The organism is Psychrobacter sp. S1-30-MNA-CIBAN-0213 (assembly GCF_040309845.1).
In the GTDB taxonomy this organism is placed as follows: Bacteria; Pseudomonadota; Gammaproteobacteria; order Pseudomonadales; family Moraxellaceae; genus Psychrobacter.
In genome coordinates, this window is the sequence record NZ_JBEOPE010000005.1 from 1 (window position 1) to 18,872 (window position 18,872).

General features: G+C 43.5%; 15 protein-coding genes. 8 read left to right on the plus strand and 7 right to left on the minus strand.

Annotation, left to right across the window (positions count from 1 at the left end):
* Positions 1-517: 517 nt before the first annotated feature.
* Positions 518-1,423, plus strand: coding sequence for a LysR family transcriptional regulator (locus AAEY87_RS06565; RefSeq protein WP_350656460.1), 906 nt, complete (start codon positions 518-520; stop codon positions 1,421-1,423).
* Between the two features lie 517 nt (positions 1,424-1,940).
* Here AAEY87_RS06565 and AAEY87_RS06570 read toward each other — a convergent pair.
* The 6 genes from AAEY87_RS06570 to AAEY87_RS06595 form a co-directional block, all read right to left on the minus strand.
* Positions 1,941-3,137: a glycine C-acetyltransferase gene (locus tag AAEY87_RS06570; protein ID WP_350656462.1), complete on the minus strand. Its 1,197-nt coding sequence runs from the start codon at positions 3,135-3,137 to the stop codon at positions 1,941-1,943.
* Between the two features lie 17 nt (positions 3,138-3,154).
* A complete protein-coding gene (tdh, locus tag AAEY87_RS06575; protein ID WP_350656463.1) occupies positions 3,155-4,186 on the minus strand; it encodes an L-threonine 3-dehydrogenase in 1,032 nt (343 codons plus the stop codon).
* Between the two features lie 185 nt (positions 4,187-4,371).
* Complete coding sequence (locus tag AAEY87_RS06580; RefSeq protein ID WP_350656464.1) at positions 4,372-5,688, minus strand: DUF3100 domain-containing protein; 1,317 nt, start codon at positions 5,686-5,688, stop codon at positions 4,372-4,374.
* A 52-nt stretch (positions 5,689-5,740) separates the two neighbouring features.
* Positions 5,741-6,901, minus strand: a complete 1,161-nt coding sequence (locus tag AAEY87_RS06585; protein ID WP_350656465.1) for a M20 aminoacylase family protein — start codon at positions 6,899-6,901, stop codon at positions 5,741-5,743.
* Positions 6,902-6,932: 31 nt separating this feature from the next.
* Positions 6,933-8,471: an aldehyde dehydrogenase family protein gene (locus AAEY87_RS06590; RefSeq protein ID WP_350656466.1), complete on the minus strand. Its 1,539-nt coding sequence runs from the start codon at positions 8,469-8,471 to the stop codon at positions 6,933-6,935.
* A gap of 3 nt (positions 8,472-8,474) precedes the next feature.
* Positions 8,475-9,353, minus strand: coding sequence for an NAD(P)-dependent oxidoreductase (locus AAEY87_RS06595; RefSeq protein ID WP_502945454.1), 879 nt, complete (start codon positions 9,351-9,353; stop codon positions 8,475-8,477).
* 427 nt (positions 9,354-9,780) lie between these two features.
* On the opposite strand from AAEY87_RS06595, the gene AAEY87_RS06600 reads away from it, so the two are divergent.
* Together AAEY87_RS06600 and AAEY87_RS06605 are read left to right on the plus strand one after the other, a co-directional pair.
* Complete coding sequence (locus AAEY87_RS06600; protein WP_350656592.1) at positions 9,781-9,891, plus strand: type II toxin-antitoxin system RelB/DinJ family antitoxin; 111 nt, start codon at positions 9,781-9,783, stop codon at positions 9,889-9,891.
* A 194-nt stretch (positions 9,892-10,085) separates the two neighbouring features.
* A complete protein-coding gene (locus tag AAEY87_RS06605) occupies positions 10,086-11,708 on the plus strand; it encodes an amidase family protein (RefSeq protein WP_350656467.1) in 1,623 nt (540 codons plus the stop codon).
* 347 nt (positions 11,709-12,055) lie between these two features.
* Here the strand turns inward: AAEY87_RS06605 and AAEY87_RS06610 are convergent, their stop codons facing one another.
* The gene (locus tag AAEY87_RS06610; RefSeq protein WP_350656468.1) at positions 12,056-13,009 is read right to left on the minus strand and encodes an Lrp/AsnC family transcriptional regulator; all 954 of its coding nucleotides are present in this window, start codon (positions 13,007-13,009) and stop codon (positions 12,056-12,058) included.
* A 97-nt stretch (positions 13,010-13,106) separates the two neighbouring features.
* Here AAEY87_RS06610 and AAEY87_RS06615 point away from each other — a divergent pair, with 97 nt between their 5' ends.
* The 5 genes from AAEY87_RS06615 (at position 13,107) to AAEY87_RS06635 (ending at position 18,574) form a co-directional block, all read left to right on the plus strand.
* A complete protein-coding gene (locus AAEY87_RS06615; RefSeq protein ID WP_350656469.1) occupies positions 13,107-14,399 on the plus strand; it encodes an MFS transporter in 1,293 nt (430 codons plus the stop codon).
* Positions 14,399-15,739: an amidase gene (locus AAEY87_RS06620; RefSeq protein WP_350656470.1), complete on the plus strand. Its 1,341-nt coding sequence runs from the start codon at positions 14,399-14,401 to the stop codon at positions 15,737-15,739. The genes AAEY87_RS06615 and AAEY87_RS06620 overlap by 1 nt, the downstream gene beginning before the upstream one ends.
* Before the next feature lie 400 nt (positions 15,740-16,139).
* A complete protein-coding gene (locus tag AAEY87_RS06625; RefSeq protein ID WP_350656471.1) occupies positions 16,140-16,280 on the plus strand; it encodes a hypothetical protein in 141 nt (46 codons plus the stop codon).
* Between the two features lie 24 nt (positions 16,281-16,304).
* Entirely contained in the window at positions 16,305-16,823 is a 519-nt protein-coding gene (locus tag AAEY87_RS06630) for an AmiS/UreI family transporter (protein WP_350656472.1), read from the plus strand.
* Positions 16,824-17,026: 203 nt separating this feature from the next.
* A complete protein-coding gene (locus AAEY87_RS06635) occupies positions 17,027-18,574 on the plus strand; it encodes an amidase (RefSeq protein ID WP_350656473.1) in 1,548 nt (515 codons plus the stop codon).
* The last annotated feature ends 298 nt before the right edge of the window (positions 18,575-18,872 follow it).

The window sequence follows — 18,872 nt, forward strand, 5'->3', positions numbered from 1 at the left end:
GATGTCAGATTGGTTAGTCATTGCTTAGTCTCCGGTTAGTGGATTATAAGCAGTTACACACTTTTTAGGAAAGGCTCATTTATTAAGGAGCAATGGCTGAACTCAGAAACAGAAATTATATCCTATAAAGCTATAATTCCTGTTTCTGGTTTTTAATAAGGCTATCGGGTGGTATTTTCAAAAAGTATGCTTGTATCAGACATAATCATAATTGATATAAGAGAACACCATACTGAATGTCTTAAAGTGATTGTCAATCTGCTTAAAGTCTGCCTTTTTCTTTAAGCTATGACTGTTGATGCAATTGATCTATATTTGTGTCTTCATAACCTAAAATATAGCATTTTTGCTTTGATTGGCACCCTTCCTTTATTTATTTACTCAGCATATTTTTTGATGCACCACAGGCACTTTTACATAGCCGATTACATCGTATACCGATACTGGTCATTGCTCCATCCGTGGGTCAAAGTACTGCACTTATTCAATGAAACCAAAAACAGAGCAAGGGAAAGCAATGACAGAGATTAATGGAAAGCGGTTATCTTATCTTTATGAGGCTGTAACTATGGGCACGATCCGGGCTGCAGCAGATAAGCTTAATATTGCTCCCTCCGCTGTCAGCCGGCAAATATCTCTGTTAGAGGAAGAGTTAGCATGCGTTCTTATTGAAAGGCATCGCAAAGGAGTAACGCCGACAGAAGCTGGTAGTATTCTCTTACAATTTTATCGGGAATCACTCTCTGCTGAAGAGACTTGTGTTTCCAAATTACAGGCGTTATTGGGATTACAGCGGGGTCATATAAAGTTAGCGATGGGTGATGGTTTTGTTGGGGATTTGATGTTGGGCCCACTATCTGAGTTTGCCCGTCTATATCCGGCGCTGACACTTTCAATCAGTACTGGTGGATCAAATGAAGTGATTCGTCAGGTTGAAGAAGATGAAGCGCATATTGGGCTAGTGTTCCATTCCAGCAGTCATCCGCGTATCCGCTCACAGGTTGTCAGTTGTCAGCCAATGTATATTATTATTTCGCCCGACCACCCTTTAGCTAATCGAAATAAACCGATGCAGTTGAAGGAGCTTCTAGAATACCCAGTAGGGCTGGCTGAAAGTCGTTTTGGCGTACGTCAGTTACTAACGATGGCCGAATTTCAACAAAAGATTCGATTTAACCCTATCCTAACCACTGACTCATTCACTGTACTAAAGAATTTTGCCCGCTCAAATATGGGGTTTACCTTTCTACCGTATTTTGTAGTGTCCAAAGAAGTGGAAGACGGACATTTGATAGCAATCCCTATAGACAATACGCTGCTGTCAAGCGGTGAAGCTCATATCGTAACTCGGTTGGGTCGTCATCTATCCCAAGGCCCGCATGAATTACTACAGCATCTCAAATTATGGATGAAAGCTTTGTAAGCGGACTGCACGCCGGCAACATCGCGTTGTTGGGGGCTATTCTGAGACAGCTGTGATGCGCCACCGATATTTACGCCCGTCCTTATAGTTGCCGGAGATGCTGCAAAGCGATCTCTATATCGAATATGCCATTGATGCCAGACTGAAGACAGTGATTACGCTCTGCGAAAGCGACTTCGTGACCAGGGACATGCTCGTGGGGTTGCCGAACTATCTGCAGCCCCAGATCGATCGGAAGTGGGCAATCAACAAGCTGAGGCAGGCGGCTCTTAGGAAAGCCGTTCAACAGTGGCTGCGTGAAAGGTGGTAGCTGGCTACACCGAGAAACTCATTCCGTCCATCGAGTCGCTGAACGAGCGTTTTTATCTCAGTAAGGTCTGACATGAGCTGTTCGATAATGGCGCTGCAGATGCGGACATATATTGACAGATTTTCTAGATTAGTCTGTAGAGGTTAGTCAAGAAAATTTAATGCAAATCGTTGTTAATACCATTATTCAATACTATCTCTCAATTGATCAGTCAATCAGATCAGCCTTGACCCTACCAAACGCAGCAATCGCCGTATCGATATCTTCCGCTGTCAATGCCGCACTCATTTGCGTCCGAATACGCGCTTGACCTTTAGGCACGACAGGGAAGGAAAATGCGACCACATATACTCCTTCTTTCTGTAATGCCTCCGCGAAGTGCGCTGCGAGTGCGGCATCGTGCAACATCACCGGAACGATCGGATGCTCGCCAGGTAGCAGCTCAAAGCCCAGTGTCTCCAGTCCCTGCCTGAATCTTGCGGTGTTCTTGCGAAGTTGGTGGCGCAAGGCACTTGAGTCCATGACAAGGTCAAGCGCCTTGAGGGCCCCAGCGACTACCGGAGGTGCAACGCTGTTAGAAAACAGGTAGGGGCGCGAGCGCTGCCTGAGCAGTTCCACGACTTCTCGACGGCCGCTGGTGTAGCCACCGCTTGCTCCACCAAGCGCCTTACCTAAAGTACCTGTGGTGATGTCGACTCTATCCATACATCCACGGTACTCATGCGTCCCCCTGCCCTGTTCACCGATAAAGCCAGTGGCATGGCAGTCATCGAAATGTACGAGCGCTCCATATTTTTCGGCAAGATCACAGATCTGGTCTAGCTTTGCGATGTAGCCATCCATTGAAAAGACGCCATCGCTGGTGATCAGCTTAAAGCGAGCGCCATTTGCATCGGCGAGCTGTAGCTGCCTCTCCAGATCGGCCATGTCGTTGTTGGCATAGCGATAGCGGCTGGCCTTACATAGGCGTATGCCATCTATGATGCTAGCGTGATTAAGGGCATCAGAAATAACGGCGTCTTCTGGGCCCAGCAAGGTTTCGAACAGCCCGCCGTTCGCATCGAAACAGGAGGGATATACGATTGTGTCTTCCATGCCGAGGAAATCGCTTAGCCTGTGTTCGAGGGTCTTGTGCAGTGTCTGAGTGCCGCAGATGAAGCGCACTGAAGCCATTCCGTAGCCCCATTCGTCAAGACCCTGCCGCGCTGCTTCCTGCACATCAGGATGCTGGGCAAGGCCAAGATAGTTGTTCGCGCAAAGGTTGAGTATTTTCGCCCCAGCCAAGCCTTCGACACCGACTCGCGAGTCCTGTGGCGAAGTTAATGGTCGTTCCGTTTTATACAGCCCTTCGGCCTTGATAGAATCGAGCTCCTGATTCAGGTGCTGCTGAAAATCTCCGTACATGTCAGTTCTCCCTTTTTTTAACGTTCGGACCAATCGAGCACGACTTTGCTCGCGTTACCAGCAAGCAGTGCATCGAAACCCTGCTGAAACTCGCTAAAATGCAGTCGGTGCGAGATGACGGGTTTCAGATCAAGGCCTGAATCAATCATTACCGACATTTTGTACCAAGTTTCGTACATCTCGCGTCCGTAAACACCTTTGATGGTGAGCATATTGAATATGACCAGATTCCAGTCAATACTCAGGTCTTGCTCCGGTATGCCGAGCATGGCGATCTTGCCGCCGTGACACATGCTGGCGATCAGGTCTTTGAAAGCCGACGCATTGCCGGACATTTCCAGACCAACATCGAAGCCCTCTGTCATTCCGAGCGACTGCTGTACATCGCCAAGTTTCTCGCGGCTAACGTCCACCACTCTTGTTGCGCCAAGCGTTGTAGCCAGTTCCAGTCGCTTCGGATTTACGTCAGTTACCACCACATGACGAGCGCCGGCATGCCGGCACACAGCCGCTGCCATGACACCGATCGGACCGGCGCCGGTAATGAGCACGTCTTCGCCGAGCAGCGGGAACTGAAGCGCGGTATGAACAGCATTACCGAACGGATCGAACAGCGACGCTACATCCAGATCAATACCCGGACGGTGCACCCAGACGTTGGACATTGGCAGCGCGACATATTCAGCAAATGCCCCCTGGCGATCGACGCCAACCCCGCTGGTATGCGCGCAGAGATGCCGCCGGCCGGCCAAACAATTGCGACAGCGGCCGCACACAACGTGGCCTTCACCGGATACGATCTGCCCCGGACAAAAGTCATTAACGTTGGAACCGACCCTGATGATCTCGCCGACGAATTCGTGGCCAACGACCATCGGCACGGGAACGGTCTTCTGCGCCCAGCTGTCCCATTTATAGATATGCAGATCAGTGCCGCAGATGGCGGTGCGTAGCACACGCACTAACACGTCATTAATACCAACGTCTGGTTCGGGAACATCCTTCAGCCAGAGGCCAGGTTTTGCTTCGCTTTTGACGAGCGCTTTCATAGTATAAAATCCTTTTTGATACGACTGGCCCGACTTATGATCAGGCAATCAATAAAATGCAAACTGCGCGAACTCTATTAAGTACGTTGAGCATAGCAGAGCTCCTAATATATTCTTTCAGACTTTCACTAATATGTGTCCGATGCTCGCAACTTTGAACATCGAACTGAACGTCTTTGCGCCGTTTAAAGCAGCATTTGTGCAATTACGGCAGATCCTAAGAAAGTGCCAGTAAAGGTTAGCAAGGCAACCACTGCAATTTTGAATCCGGATTTTTTAAACAGATTCACCTCCATTTGCGAGATTGCAAAGCCTGCATAGGCAAGCACAGGGGTAATAAGTTGTAATACGCCCAACTTGTCTGTTTCTACTAAGACATACTCACTCATTGGAAACTGTGGCAAAGAGATTAAAATAGCCACGATTGATATCCAAGCAATAGCGGGGACATTGATAGGAATAATTTCCTTTAATAGGACTCCAACGATACAGCAAGCGAATAGAATCAACATGGCAGGTAGAGCACTGATAGGATCAACACCTTGTCCAACCCAATTACTCAGCAACAGGACTACACATATAACCGCTAGCATAGATAAAGACTGCCATACTGATAAAATAGATTGCTCTGGTATCTTTATACCAAAATCTGTTTTTGTAGCAGTGGTAGTGTCATTATTCTTCTTAAACTTGCTAGTAACTTTATATAAAAATTCTGTAACTGGTAGGGCAACAAATAAACTGACAAATAGACCTGTGGCGTAAGTTAGTAGGTTAGAGGTCGCTGCAAACGCAGTAATAGTTTCCGCTTGAGCAGGTACAGTTTCTGCAAGCGCTGCTGAACAAGCACCCATCATACTCCCACTACCAATACCACAAGCCATTGCCAACGCACGAATATCCATGATATCCATAGAGGCAATAATACCCGCCATTAATGAGAAGTAAATCGCGCCAAATAAAGTACCCATTACATAGACACCCATTACGCCAATACCTTCGGCGCTCTGAAGTCCGTACTTATCAGCAATTAGCGCAATATTAGGTTCACGAGCAATTGAGTGAGTAGCACCAATAGATTCTCTCCCCATTCCAAACACTAATACCGCAATGGGTAGTGCTATGAAGGCAGTAGCTACATTTCCTAATTCTTGTAGTAAAAGGGCGGGACCTGCGGCTATTATTTCTTCTACTTTAGGACCGACACCAACACCAAATTTTGCAATAAAAGGCATGATACTTAAAAGAACAGCATAGCTTGCAAATTTTGCTCGATCTCTGGAGATGACAGCTGTCATTGAAGGTATAACGTTGGGGTTTAGTAGTATCGTAAAGATGAACGCGTACAACAAAGGCAGTAAGACTAGCGTACCGATACCAATAGGAATCTTAATGATTCCTATCCACTCGGCAAGTAGTGAGGCAATAATCACTAGTAAGTGTAGCTTCCAATCAAATAAGTGCTTCGTCATTGTACTTGAGAGCACACTGGTATTATTCATAGCAATTCCTTTTGCCTTTTATGGTTTTTACGTATTTTTATTACTTAGTTTATTAAGCGTTTTGTGGCAGTTCAGACTCAACTAAAGACACCCATACCTTTATACCGGTCTCAATAGCGTCGTCATTAAAGTCATAAGACGCATTGTGTAATGGTTTAGACGGGCTGCTACCATCAACACCCAACCAAAAATAAGCGCCTTTCACCACCTGATTCATGAACGAAAAGTCCTCAGAGGCCATCGAGGGCTCTACATCAGTATTTACCTTATCAGCGCCCAGTACTTTAATAGCAGCCTCTTTAATTTCAAGATAAGCTTGACTGTCATTCGTGGTTACTGGATAGCGAATATGATAATCCATCTCGCCTGTCACACCATACAAAGGTGGTAGGGCTTTCACCATCTCGGTGAGCATATCTTGCATGGACTGGCGTACGTCCATATCAAAGCTACGAACGGTTCCTTTTAGAATGGCGAAATCAGGAATAACATTGGTGGTATCTCCACTATTCATCTGCGTCACGCTGATCACACCAGACTGGAGTGGCGAGACTCTGCGCGAGATGATGGACTGAATATTGGTAATTAATGCTGCGCCTGCAGCAATCGGATCTGCCCCTAAATGTGGCATAGCAGCATGCGTACCTTTACCCGTCAGAGTAATCTCAAAGGTATCAAAAGAGGCCATCATAGGTCCACTATTGACCGCAATCTCGCCCACAGGTAATCCTGGCCAGTTATGTAACCCATAGACGGCGTCCATCGGAAACTTATCAAATAACCCATCGTCAATCATTGCCTTGGCACCGCCTAAGACCTCTTCGGCAGGTTGAAATATAAAATGAATCGTTCCGCTAAAGTTTTTATGTTGGCTCAGATGCTTTGCCGTACCAAGCAGAACTGAGGTATGACCATCATGACCACAGGCGTGCATACAGTTTTCATGCGTTGATTTATGCTCGATAGTGTTTTTTTCTGCTATTGGTAGCGCGTCAATATCAGCTCGTATTCCAATAGTGGGGCCTGAGCCATTCTTGAGTGTACCGACGACGCCCGTACCGCCCAATCCTTGATGCACCTCAATCCCAAAAGACTGTAGCTTGTCGACGATAAATGACGAGGTTTTGAACTCTTTAAAACCCAGCTCAGGTTGACTATGAATCTGCTGACGCCACTGCTTTACTTCACCCAGTAGGGTTTCGTTAATTAACATTTATTTTCTCCTTTGATATAAACGGGACGTACTATTGAATTGAATAACCAAATTGAATAGCAGAATCTTTTGCTGTTTCGATCCATACACTTTTAGTCTGTGTATATTCGAGTAAACCTTCGTAGCCGCTAGATCGGCCATAGCCGCTCTCACCAAAGCCACCAAACGGCGACATGACATTAATTGCCTTATAGCTATTTACCCAGAACGTTCCTGCATTTACTTGAGCGGCCATTCGATGTGCACGGCCTACATCAGCAGTCCAAACGGCACCCGCTAAACCAAAGCGACTGTCGTTTGCTAACGCTACAGCTTCTTCTTCATCATCAAATAAAATGACAGAAACAACAGGTCCAAAAATTTCTTCCTGTGCTACTCGCATATCATTTTTTACATTGACCAAAACTGTTGGCTGATAAAAATAACCATTTTCACCTCCACGAATTTCACCTGGCTTTCCGCCTGCAACAACAACAGCACCTTCAGCAATACCGTCAGAAATTAAAGAGTACACGTGACTAAACTGTTTCTGGTTATTAATCGGCCCCACCATCGTGCCTTCATCCCATGGCAAACCCACAGGCAACTTACTGGCTGCCGAGGCAACACGTTCCACTACTTCTTTATAGACATCGCGATGAACCAATAACCGAGAACCCGATACACAGCTCTGTCCAGCAGCAGAAAACACCGCAGCTTGCGCGCCCACTACCGCACGATCAAGATCAGCATCTGGAAAAATTATATTGGCTGACTTTCCACCCAGCTCCAATACACAAGGGATTACACGTTGCGCAGATGCCGAAGCAATGAGAGCACCGGTCTGTGGTGAACCGACAAAAACCACTTTTTTAGTTGCCGGATTGTTAATTGCGGCAGTGCCTGTCGTGTGCCCCAGCCCATTAATTACATTCACCAAACCACGCGGGATACCTGCTTGCTCAAGAATTTTAGCGAGTACTGTTGAACTCAATGGGGTTAATTCAGATGGCTTCAGTAAGACGGCATTTCCTGCGCAGATGGCAGGAGCGATCTGCCAGCCTCCGGTAAATACAGGTGCGTTCCAGGGTGTGATTTGAGTCACTACACCATAAGGCTCATGACGAGTGTAGTTTAAGTGGCTTGTTGGTACGGGAATAACTTGTCCCATAATTTTGTCACACCAACCAGCATAGTATTCAAACATATCTGCAACTTTCGCCACTTCAACTCGGCAATCACGAATAGGCTTACCTGCAGAGATACACTCTAAGCGTGCCAGAGGTTCTGCGGCTTCGCGTATTTTCATGCCGCACTTCCACATTAACTGACCTCTTGCACTGGCAGTCATTGACCACCATAATTTTTGAGCTTTTATAGCAGCATCTGCTGCTGTTGCAACAATACATTTCCCCGCATCACGATAGGTTAAAAATACCTGACCGGTTGCTGGGTTGATCAGCTCGATATCGTCTCCTTTACCTGTAACTAATCCTCCATCAATCCAGCTACCAAACTCTGAAGTACCTAGTAGTTCATTAAGCAATATTTCAACTTGCTGCTCACCATTTCCTTCTACTACAAAGCTCATAGTCTATTCTCCCAAGCCAGTATTTTTGATAATGCAGTTAAAATCATCCTGATCAGGTATATTTTCTTCGCTCTGCGACCAAATTTCGGCTACTTTTTCAGCTATAGGGAGATCCAAGCCCATCTCACCGATCATATTTTTTGCCAGACGCACATCTTTACGCATCAGCTGCATAGTGAAGCCCGAGTCAAAACCTTTATTGAGAATCCAACGAGGGAAATTAACTTCACTGATTGCACTACGACCTGAACCGGCGTTCAAACCGGCAATAAGGTCTGCAGGATCGAGTCCTGCCTTGGTACCCAGAGCTACTGCTTCGGCGGTAGTCACTAGATGTGCGGCACATAGTAGATTATTGATCAGTTTAGCCGCATGTCCATTGCCAGACTTTCCCATATAGACCACTTTTGAGCTCAATGCGTCCAGATACAACTGTGCACGTTCAAGGGAACTACGTTCACCTCCAACAACCATCACCATATTACCGGCTTCAGCACCCGCCGGTCCGCCACTGACAGGGCAGTCCAATAACTGATGACCTAACTGATCTAGCTCTACCCAAAGTGCCCGCGTCACCTCTGGTTCCGAGGTAGAAGTATCAATAATCAGGGTTTTAGGCTGAGCACAGTCAATAATGCCACCTTTGCCTTTAACAACGGCTTGTACATGTTTTGCCATTGGCAAAGATAGAATGATGACGCTAGATTCAGCGCACAGAGCTCTAATATCTGCAACAACATTTACGCCGATTTCCTTGGCAGCTTGGCGTTGCGCTTCTCCTATGTCCGTGCCGAACACTTTAAAATCATTGCGAAGCAAAGACTGAGCCATACCGTTACCCATACGGCCTAACCCGACAATACCTATAGTTTTTGTAGTCATGCCTACCTCCTTGTTTTGGTACTTTCTACCACTTTTATTATGACTAATAAGCTATTAAGAAGAAGTATAACAAACAACCTTTTGTGTTCTAAAAAAGGCAACACCAACGTCAGTAATGAGATAGATTTTGTATCGCATCACCTCATCTTATTGTTTACGGAAATTGGTGAGACGTTGCTAAAATAGTTGCAACGGGATTACCATAACTGATTGATAAATTTGCGTTTAATAACGCCATCTCTGCGATCTTGGTAGGCGAATTTTTTGCGTAGATAACATTCTCTGAGTGAATACTGAGACTGAGTATTGAGACTGAGTACAAGGAATTGCCAGCTCGGTTGATGTTAAATATTTGATTTGCAAAACAGTATATTTACTGTAAGTTGGACTTACTGATTTATGTATCAGGGTGTTGGTCGTGACAACCATGCACTACAACATCAGACTTGATAAAGAGTTAAAGGCACCAGGCTTTTCTGTTTTTGGAGTGTATGGTTTATCACCCTCGCAAGCCATTAAGTCGTTCTTGAATCAGTAGAGTTCATTTGAAAAGTCTTATGATATATAGCTCTAAGGCATGAAATATCAATATGCGTTGATCAAATCGTTTATGTTTTACTGATTACCGTTAACGAAATTTCATTTTCCCGCAATCTTTTAATACGTTTTAGATTTGTAACCGCCGTAAATGGTGTCACAAACTGGACTGTATTTCTCAACTGGAAAATTACTATGTCAACATCTCGCCTCTATTGTTTCAAAGACCACTTTTTAACCGCTGCGATACGCCGGCTTTCACCTTTTTTAGCCGTAGCTATTATCGGGGGATGTACACTTGCCCCAACATCATCTACAACATCACCTACAACATTAGCCACTTCGCCTCTTGCCACAACGGACTTACGGTTTACTTCTGTAGCAGACGTAGTGCCTAAATTACAAGAGGGTAGTTTAACGAGTGTGGAGCTTACCCAATATTATCTGGATCAAATTGCTGCAAATAATCAACAAGGGCTAACATTGCGTGCGGTGGTAGACATCAATCCAGATGCCCTAGCCATTGCTAGAGAACTCGATAAAGAACGAGCCGCTGGCAAAGTCCGTTCACCATTACATGGACTACCAATCTTAATAAAGGCTAATATCGCCACACAAGACCAGCTACCAACCACAGCGGGTGCTGAAGTTCTCGCCGGTCACCTTACCCCCGCGGATGCTGAATTGGTCAAACGTTTGCGCAAGCAGGGTGCGGTGATTTTAGGAAAAACCAACTTATCAGAGTGGGCTTATTTTCGCGGTTTTAAAGGTATTAGCGGCTGGTCTGGTTTGGGTGGGCAAACTGTTAACCCCTATCGCACTACTCATTCGCCTTGCGGGTCTAGCTCAGGTTCTGGTGTTGCCGTAGCTGCTGACTTTACGTTGCTAGCTATAGGCACTGAGACCGATGGTTCGATCATTTGTCCATCTTCGGTTAATGGCATTGTGGGTGTCAAACCTACTCGCGGCAGTGTGCCGGGCGCTGGCATCATTCCCATTGCTTCTTCTCAAGACATTGCTGGACCCATGACTCGGTATGTGAACGATGCCGAAGTCTTACTACGTGGAATAGTAGATCCATCGGCATTAGCACAAATGTCCTCTCGTACTACTCCTGTTAAACGAGTGGTGTTGGTGCGTGCTTTTGATGACTCCATGAGTGGGGTAAACACGCTAACGGACGAGCTGGCTGAAGATCTGAGTGACAATGGACTTACTGTCATCAATGTGAACAAATGGCAACTGCCAGACGGCTTAGAGGCGGCCGAGCGAACGGTATTGATTTACGAGTTCAAACGAGATCTGAGTGCTTGGCTTCGAGATTATAAAGCTCCGAAACGTGCTGAATCATTGACCGCTATACAAGCGTATAACCAATCCACTGCCGCCCGCAATCTACGCTACTTTGGTCAGGAGTTTTTTGAATTGGCGGATGCGGTGGATCTAGTAAAGGATCAAGCCGATTACAAACAAGCATTGAAAACCAGTCGCCAATTATCAGAAGCATTTCTCACTGATTTGCTGACCCAGCATCAAGCCGATGCTATCATTACGCCGTCCAACGGTCCAGCTTGGAAAATCGATTATGAAGCGGGCGACTCATTTGGCTTTTATACTTGGACACCCGCTGCTGTGGCGGGCTACCCAACCGTAACCCTACGGGCGGGGGATCAAGACGGACTTCCCCTCGGCGTTAGTCTGATTGGACGCCCTTACGATGAATTGAGGCTACTGGGATTGGCCAAAACGCTAGAGACTAATGGACTGGGCTTTAAACCGTCTACAAACCTAACGCAAGCCGGCTCAAAATATAAATAGTTCGATACCAGTACCAGTTGTTTGAACCAAGCTAACTAAACGATTAGTTAGCTTGGTTTTTCGTCGAAGCTCTAACAAACACAACTTGCTTAACAGCTTAATGCCGTCGATTCCATTATGTCAGTTTAACTAGAGTAATATATCCATTGATAAACTAGTCTTTTTAAGCAGTTCCCTTAGGGTATACCTAAATGAAACTATAACAAACGCATTTTAGTGGCATGATAAAAGTTAAGAAAAGATCACTTTAATTTCCTACTTTCTATAAAGTTTTTAAGCTTGTGAAAAAGGCTCAGTTTTTGACTAGAATACCTTTTAAAACACCACCAATTTTTTAATTAATTACTTTAGAGTATGTGTGTTTGAGTACCTTTACGCATATAGCCAGCACGTTTGTAAGCATTAGTAATCATATTGGTGTTACAAGACTGAATACCACTTAACTGGCTCAATTTTTCAGTGGTCAAATACCACAAATCAGCTAGATCATCGCATAACACATGCCAAAAGAACTGCGATTCGCCACTAATACCAAATAAGCATCGGGTATTCCTTATCTCAGAAAGAGCTTTTACAATTTCATCAATAGATTCAGGTCGAGCTTTTATCAATATAATTGCCTCCGTTTCATAGTCAAGTAGGCTAGGCTCAAAATCTAATCTTATGGAAAACACTTCTTTTGCTAGCAGTTCATTCATAGTTTTAAGGGTTTTATGTTCACTCATCTGTATAGCTTCAGAAAGGCTTTTTATCGAAATTCGACCATCTTGCGACAAGACATGAATCAGCTTCAACTCATCTGGGGACAATAAATGTTGAGTCACTATAGATGAATGGATAGAGGTTTTCTTTATTTTACTTGCCCAAGTAAATGGTTTTAACACTATTTGCGTTTCCGCTGTTTTAATATCTGGAAGTTGTGTAACGAAACTATGCATCCAAGGGTGTAAGTCGGCTGTTTTCTCTAAGCCAACCTCTAAAAAGATATCAGCCATACCTGTAGTTAAAAACACTACTCTAACTTCGGGTAGTTCAGAGAAAAACTGTGCCATTTCTTTTACCTTACCCAACTTAATACTCAACCAGACATGCACAGTGAGTCCTTTGTTAACCACCAGCGGATTCAGTTCAATAACGACACGAATGATTTTTTCATCAAGAAGTTTACTAATTCGTCTGGAGAGTTTTTTATAAGGAATATCACTGGCTATGCTCAGTTCTCGCCATGAACCTCGTGGGTTTTCTAATAAAGCATTAATGCACGCTTTATCAATGCTGTCTAATTTTAAAATTTCATTCATAATAGTTGACTTGTCTAAAAATTAAATATAACCTAAATTAGAGTCTAGAAATAGAAATAAATGGATTTATTTGTCTAAACTCTTGATATAGGAACTTATGGATGAGCCTGATATGAAAAACTCAATGTCTATGGTTGGAAATGTATCACAAAAGAAAGTCATTCTCGCAGGAACAATTGGAAATGCTGTCGAATGGTTTGACTGGACGATCTATGCAACATTTGCTGTATTTTTTTCCAAGCAGTTTTTCCCCTCCACAGATGCAACGGCATCACTACTAGCGGTTTTTGGTATTTTTGCTATCGGCTTTTTCATGCGACCTTTTGGTGGAATCGTACTAGGGATCTTTTCTGACCGATACGGCAGAAAAGCTGCGCTAGCAACCACAATCATAATGATGGCTGGTGGCTCATTAATGATTGCTTTGTCACCAACCTATGCAACGATTGGTATTTTTGCCCCAATTATTTTAGTTTTAGCACGATTAATACAAGGCTTGTCTTTAGGTGGGGAGTTTGCTTCTGCTGCAACTTATCTATCTGAAATGGCGCCAAAAGAAAAAAGGGGTTTTTATTCAAGCTTCATGTTCTTTAGTGCGGCTATGGGTATATTAATCGCATCAGGCTTGGCTTGGCTATTAACCAGTATTTTAACAGATCAGCAAATGAGTAACTACGGTTGGCGCATTCCTTTTCTATTAGGTGCTCTAGGTGGCCTTGTTGGGATGTGGATTCGCCGCTCTGTGCCTGATAGTGAAATGACGCATAATAAGGAAAAAGTCAAAAACCCTTTACTTGTGCTGATTAAAAACTATCCCAAAGAGACATTAAGAATAGTTGGAATCTCGATTTTAACTACCTTTGCATTTTATATATTTGTTATATATGTTCCAAGCTATGCAATTAATTTCCTAGGTGCAGAACCTAAAGTTGCTTTTGCTGCCAATACCATTGCCTTGGTTGTATTTATGTTATGTCAGCCTCTATTTGGCTGGTTATCCGACAAAATTGGACGCAAGCCACAGTTAATCGTTTTTGCTTTAGGTTATTTATTGTTTTTCTATCCCATGATTAAGTGGATGGATAGCTCATTCAACTCAATTTTATTGGTTGAAATGTTTGGCTTGGTGCTCTATGCATTATATACCTCAATTGGGCCAGCAGTGATGTCTGAACAATTTCCTACGGAAGTTCGAGCGGTTGGGATTGGAGCCCCTTATAACTTGGTGGTCGCAGTGTTAGGTGGTACTACACCATATGTTTTGACTTGGTCGCAAAGCAATGGGAAGCAAGATTATTTTTATTTTATGGTTATCGTTGGTGCAATTTTAACGCTGATCACCTTTATTAAAATGCCTGAAACTGTTGGTAAAAAACTGGAAGATATCTAATGAACTTATTAAATATTTCTGCACTCGATATTGCAAGGATGATTGCAAGAAAGGAAATAACTGTAGTTGAGGTGGTTGAGTTCTATATTCATCGTATTAAAAAGTATGAAAACTTAGATTGTATTTCAGTATTGTTTGAAACTGAGGCACGAGAACATGCTAAGCAATTAGATAAATTAAATATAGCAACTAAGCGCCTAAGTCAATTTCACGGTATCCCGATTCTTTTAAAAGATAATTTAGATGTCAAAGGCTATGTCACCAAAGCAGGCACCGTTTATTTAGACCAGATTGCACAAGAAAGCTGTGCTTTAGTCAGACAACTTGAAAGTTTAGGCTTTGTAATTTTAGGCAAAGTAAAAATGACGGAGTTAGCTTTTGGGCTCTCTGGACAAAATCCCATGCAAGGTACGCCACATAATCCTTGGTCTAAACAGCAATTGGCTCCTGGTGGCTCTTCATCTGGTGCTAGTGTTGCTGTAGCTGCTGGTTTATGCCCTTTGTCCATCGGTGGCGATACAGGTGGATCTATTCGTACACCTACGGCATTAAATGGCATCTTCGGTTTTAAGCCATCAAGTAATCGGTTCGTTGCTACTGGTGCAGTTCCGCTATCTAAAACTTTAGATACTTTTGGGCCAATCGCTTTAAGAAGTGAGGATATTTTTGAACTGTATGCACTTCTTAGCAATACTCAGATCCCTCAATTTCGATCAAATCTTAATAAATTGTATTATCTTGCAGAAGAGGATTTTCCATATCCATTAGATGATGAAGTATTAGATTTATGGAAAAAACTATTAACGCAATTAACCGCATCTGGTTTTGTGCTTAAAAAATGGAAGCCGCCAACTGAATTTAACTTTGAGGCGTTATCTGACCGTACATCGATGATTATCGCTTATGAAAGCTATTTGTATCATGGTAAGGATGCAGAAAATGTGCACACCAAGATGTGGGAAGTAGTAAGAGAGCGGGTTTTACGTGGCAAAAATATTTCATTAGAAAACTATCAAGAAGTAGTTGCACAGCGGGGCTCATTTGAACAGATTTTTGAGCAATCATTGATTGAAGAAGAATCTTTACTGCTACCGGTTAGCCCAATTTTTGCCGTTAAATTGGACGCACAAGACAAAAATTTTGCTCATGTCGGGGATTATACGCGACCTTTTAACTATCTCGATTCGCCATGCTTTTCTTTTCCAATCGGCAGCAGTTCGACAAACTTACCGGTGGGGGTACAACTAGTCTCCTATCGTGGCAATGATCATCTATTGTTAGAACAAGCACAGGCAATTATTTCCAGACTTAATATTAAGCCTGAAGTTGCTGATATTTAATCCAGTAATACTATAGAGAATAATTTAATTCAAAAAACTAAATATTAAATTTATTTATGTAAGTGTGTTTATATTAATATTTAATATAAAAACGCGCTATACCCTAAATCATGTTAGTTATTTTTTATTGTAATTAATTAATTTTTTAATTTATGTGGCTTTTTATTATATGAGCTTCAGGTTTATTATTGACTTAAACAAAGGTTATTTTAATAAAGAATTACTAATTTAAAATTTTATTTAATAGTTAATAATATACAATATTATTATATTTTTTATACACTTGACAAGTGATTAATTAAATCCTATATTAATAAAACTAATTCAAAGAAATGAAGTTTTATTTTATTTCCATTATTGTTTTAGTCTTATATTTCAATAACAGGGAAAGGTAAATAATATGAGCATATCTGTAAAGGAAACACTGGCCGCTAAAGGGATAAACCCTAGCGATGAGCATTTAATTAAACTTAAAAAAAATGGAATGAGTACGAACAAGTTAAGGGTGAAGAGACCTTTTTTATTTATAGATGATTATTAAAACAAATAATACAGGAAAATAATCATGTTAGGTTTAACACTACTTTATGTTGGCGCTGTTTTATTTGTTAACGGCCTCTGGCTACTAGGTAAAATTGAAGATAAAGAAGTTGCAGTAATAAACTTACTAGTAGGATTTCTAAGTTTTTTAATCGCAATATATTTAGTATTTAACAAATCTCAAGATTTAAATTTAATAAGTGCAGGTGCTTTTACCTTTCTTTTTGCTTTTACATACATATGGGTTGGCGCAAATCAATTTTTAAAGTCAAATTCAAAGGGTTTAGGTTGGTTTTGCTTTTTTGTAAGCCTTACAGCTCTAACTATAGCATTAAATTCGACGTTCAAAATAAGTATGGACATCAGTATTTGGAGCATCTTTAACTGGTATGCCTGGTCAGTTCTTTGGTTTTTATTCTTTGTTATGCTCAGCTTATCAAAAAATATTCAGAGACAAGTTGGTCTATTTACAATTTTTTGCGCCGTTACGACTGGATGGATACCAGGACTACTAATCCTGCAAAATATATATGAGATATATTAAGGAACGTTAGTCACATATAGTCGATTCACTTTAGAATAAATACAGTGCTACTTGGAATTTTACATCTAAAAAATGAATAATCAATTTGAACTTGATGCACTAATTATCATGTAAAGGAGGTTTTTATGTCTTCGTTAGATTAAAGAGTTTATGCAAGATAAGGATATCAAACCATAGAACGAATATTAAAAAAGGAATATAAAATGACCAATGTAAGTGCAGAGACCATCGACCTCACTGAACTGACTGTCGAGCAAGTACAGGCGGGTTTCGCCAGTGGCGCGTTCACCTCAGAAAAGCTGACTAAGGCTTACCTAGAGCGCATCGCGGAATTCAACCCTTCCTACAATGCGATCGTCTTTTTCAACGAGAAGGCGGTTGAAGAAGCATGCGCGATCGACAAGCGTCGCGCCGCTGGGGAAACACTGGGACCGCTAGCGGGTGTCCCCATCGTCGTCAAAGAGGCCATGGATATGAAAGGCTTTCCGACCACCGGTGGCTGGTCACTTCTCTATAGCAAGACCGGCGGTGTTGATTTGTTTCCTGAGACTGATTCTCCCGTCGTGGCCCGCATGCGCAAAGCCGATACTGTGATCCTAGGAAAGACCAACATTCCGGTGCTAAGCCATACCGGTTCGCATGCCAATGGCAGCTGGGCTGGCTCTACCTACAATTCGGCTGGCCGAGACTTCCTTCCCGGGGGCAGCAGTGCTGGGACTGCAACCGCTGTTGGTGCCAATTTTTGCGTGCTCGGTTTGGCAGAAGAAACCGCCGGCTCAATTCAAAATCCAGCATCGGCACAGGGGCTTGTAGGCATAAAGCCGACTCACGGACTCGTTCCTAATACGGGCGTTTTGCCGCTCTCCAGCTTGCGCGACGTCGTCGGCCCCATCGCACGGTGTGTACGCGATGCGGCACTGACGCTGGACGCGCTTGCAGGGTTCTCGATGGAAGATCCCAAGACGCTAGCATCCGTGGGCAAAATTCCGAAAGGCGGCTATATCTCGAAGTTGGATAAAAATGCGCTGAAGGGTAAGCGCATTGGTCTCTACGGTCCGGGCTGGCGCTCTTCGACGTTTTCCGAGGAGACGACAGGCCTTTATGAGCGCGCCCAAGAAGAATTGAAGAAACTTGGAGCAGAACTTGTAGACGACCCTTTTGCTAATTCCGGATTTATGGAACTTCGCAAGGCGGTCTTGCCTGGAGCCGAGTTCGACGCGCGCGGAATGGAATCAATTGCATATGATATTCAAAAATATCTTGAGCGCATGGGTTCAAGTGTCGCTCTGAAGACATTCGCGGAATTTGCCGAAGCGACGCAGAAAGAAGATGCGTTTGGGCCGGACGGAACGTTGAACTATATGAGTCATGTGCCCGCATTCGTAGAATCAGCGAAGTCACCATCTACACCTACAGATATGACGTCGTTCATCGAGCTGAGGGAAACCTATCTCGATATATTCAACACAGTTTTCAACGAGCATGGGCTTGATGCGGTCATCTACCCGCAAATGCAGGGTCCTTTAGGTCCGCTGCACGGAGACGAGACCATCGATGGGATGGTAGTCAGCGAGGTGAATATCGCAGGCCTACCAGCAGTGACGATACCAGCTGGCTTTTACGCCTCCGGTGCCCCATTCAATCTTGTTATTGTTGCGCGGCAATGGACTGAAGCCGAGATCCTTGCCATCGCGTACGCCTACGAACAGGGAACAATGCATCGCAAGGCGCCGGAACTCAAAAAGGCCTAGGGAAACTCTGATTAATATCGAGTAAACCGCCGCCTCCGGCGGTGCGATTCAAAAGGGCTCTGCCAATATGAACTAACCCCCATAAGTTGGACACAACTTATGGGGGTATTTTATGCGTTACGATCTAGACTTTAAGATCAAAGTCATAGCGTACTATAAGTAAGGACATAGCGTAGGTGCTACAGGTGAGAAGTTTGCCGTAAACCCACGGTTTATAAGCAAATGGGTTAAGCAGTATCAAATGATGGCTGTTGACTGTTTGTAGTCTTACTGTCGGAGGGTTTCCCAGATTCTGTGT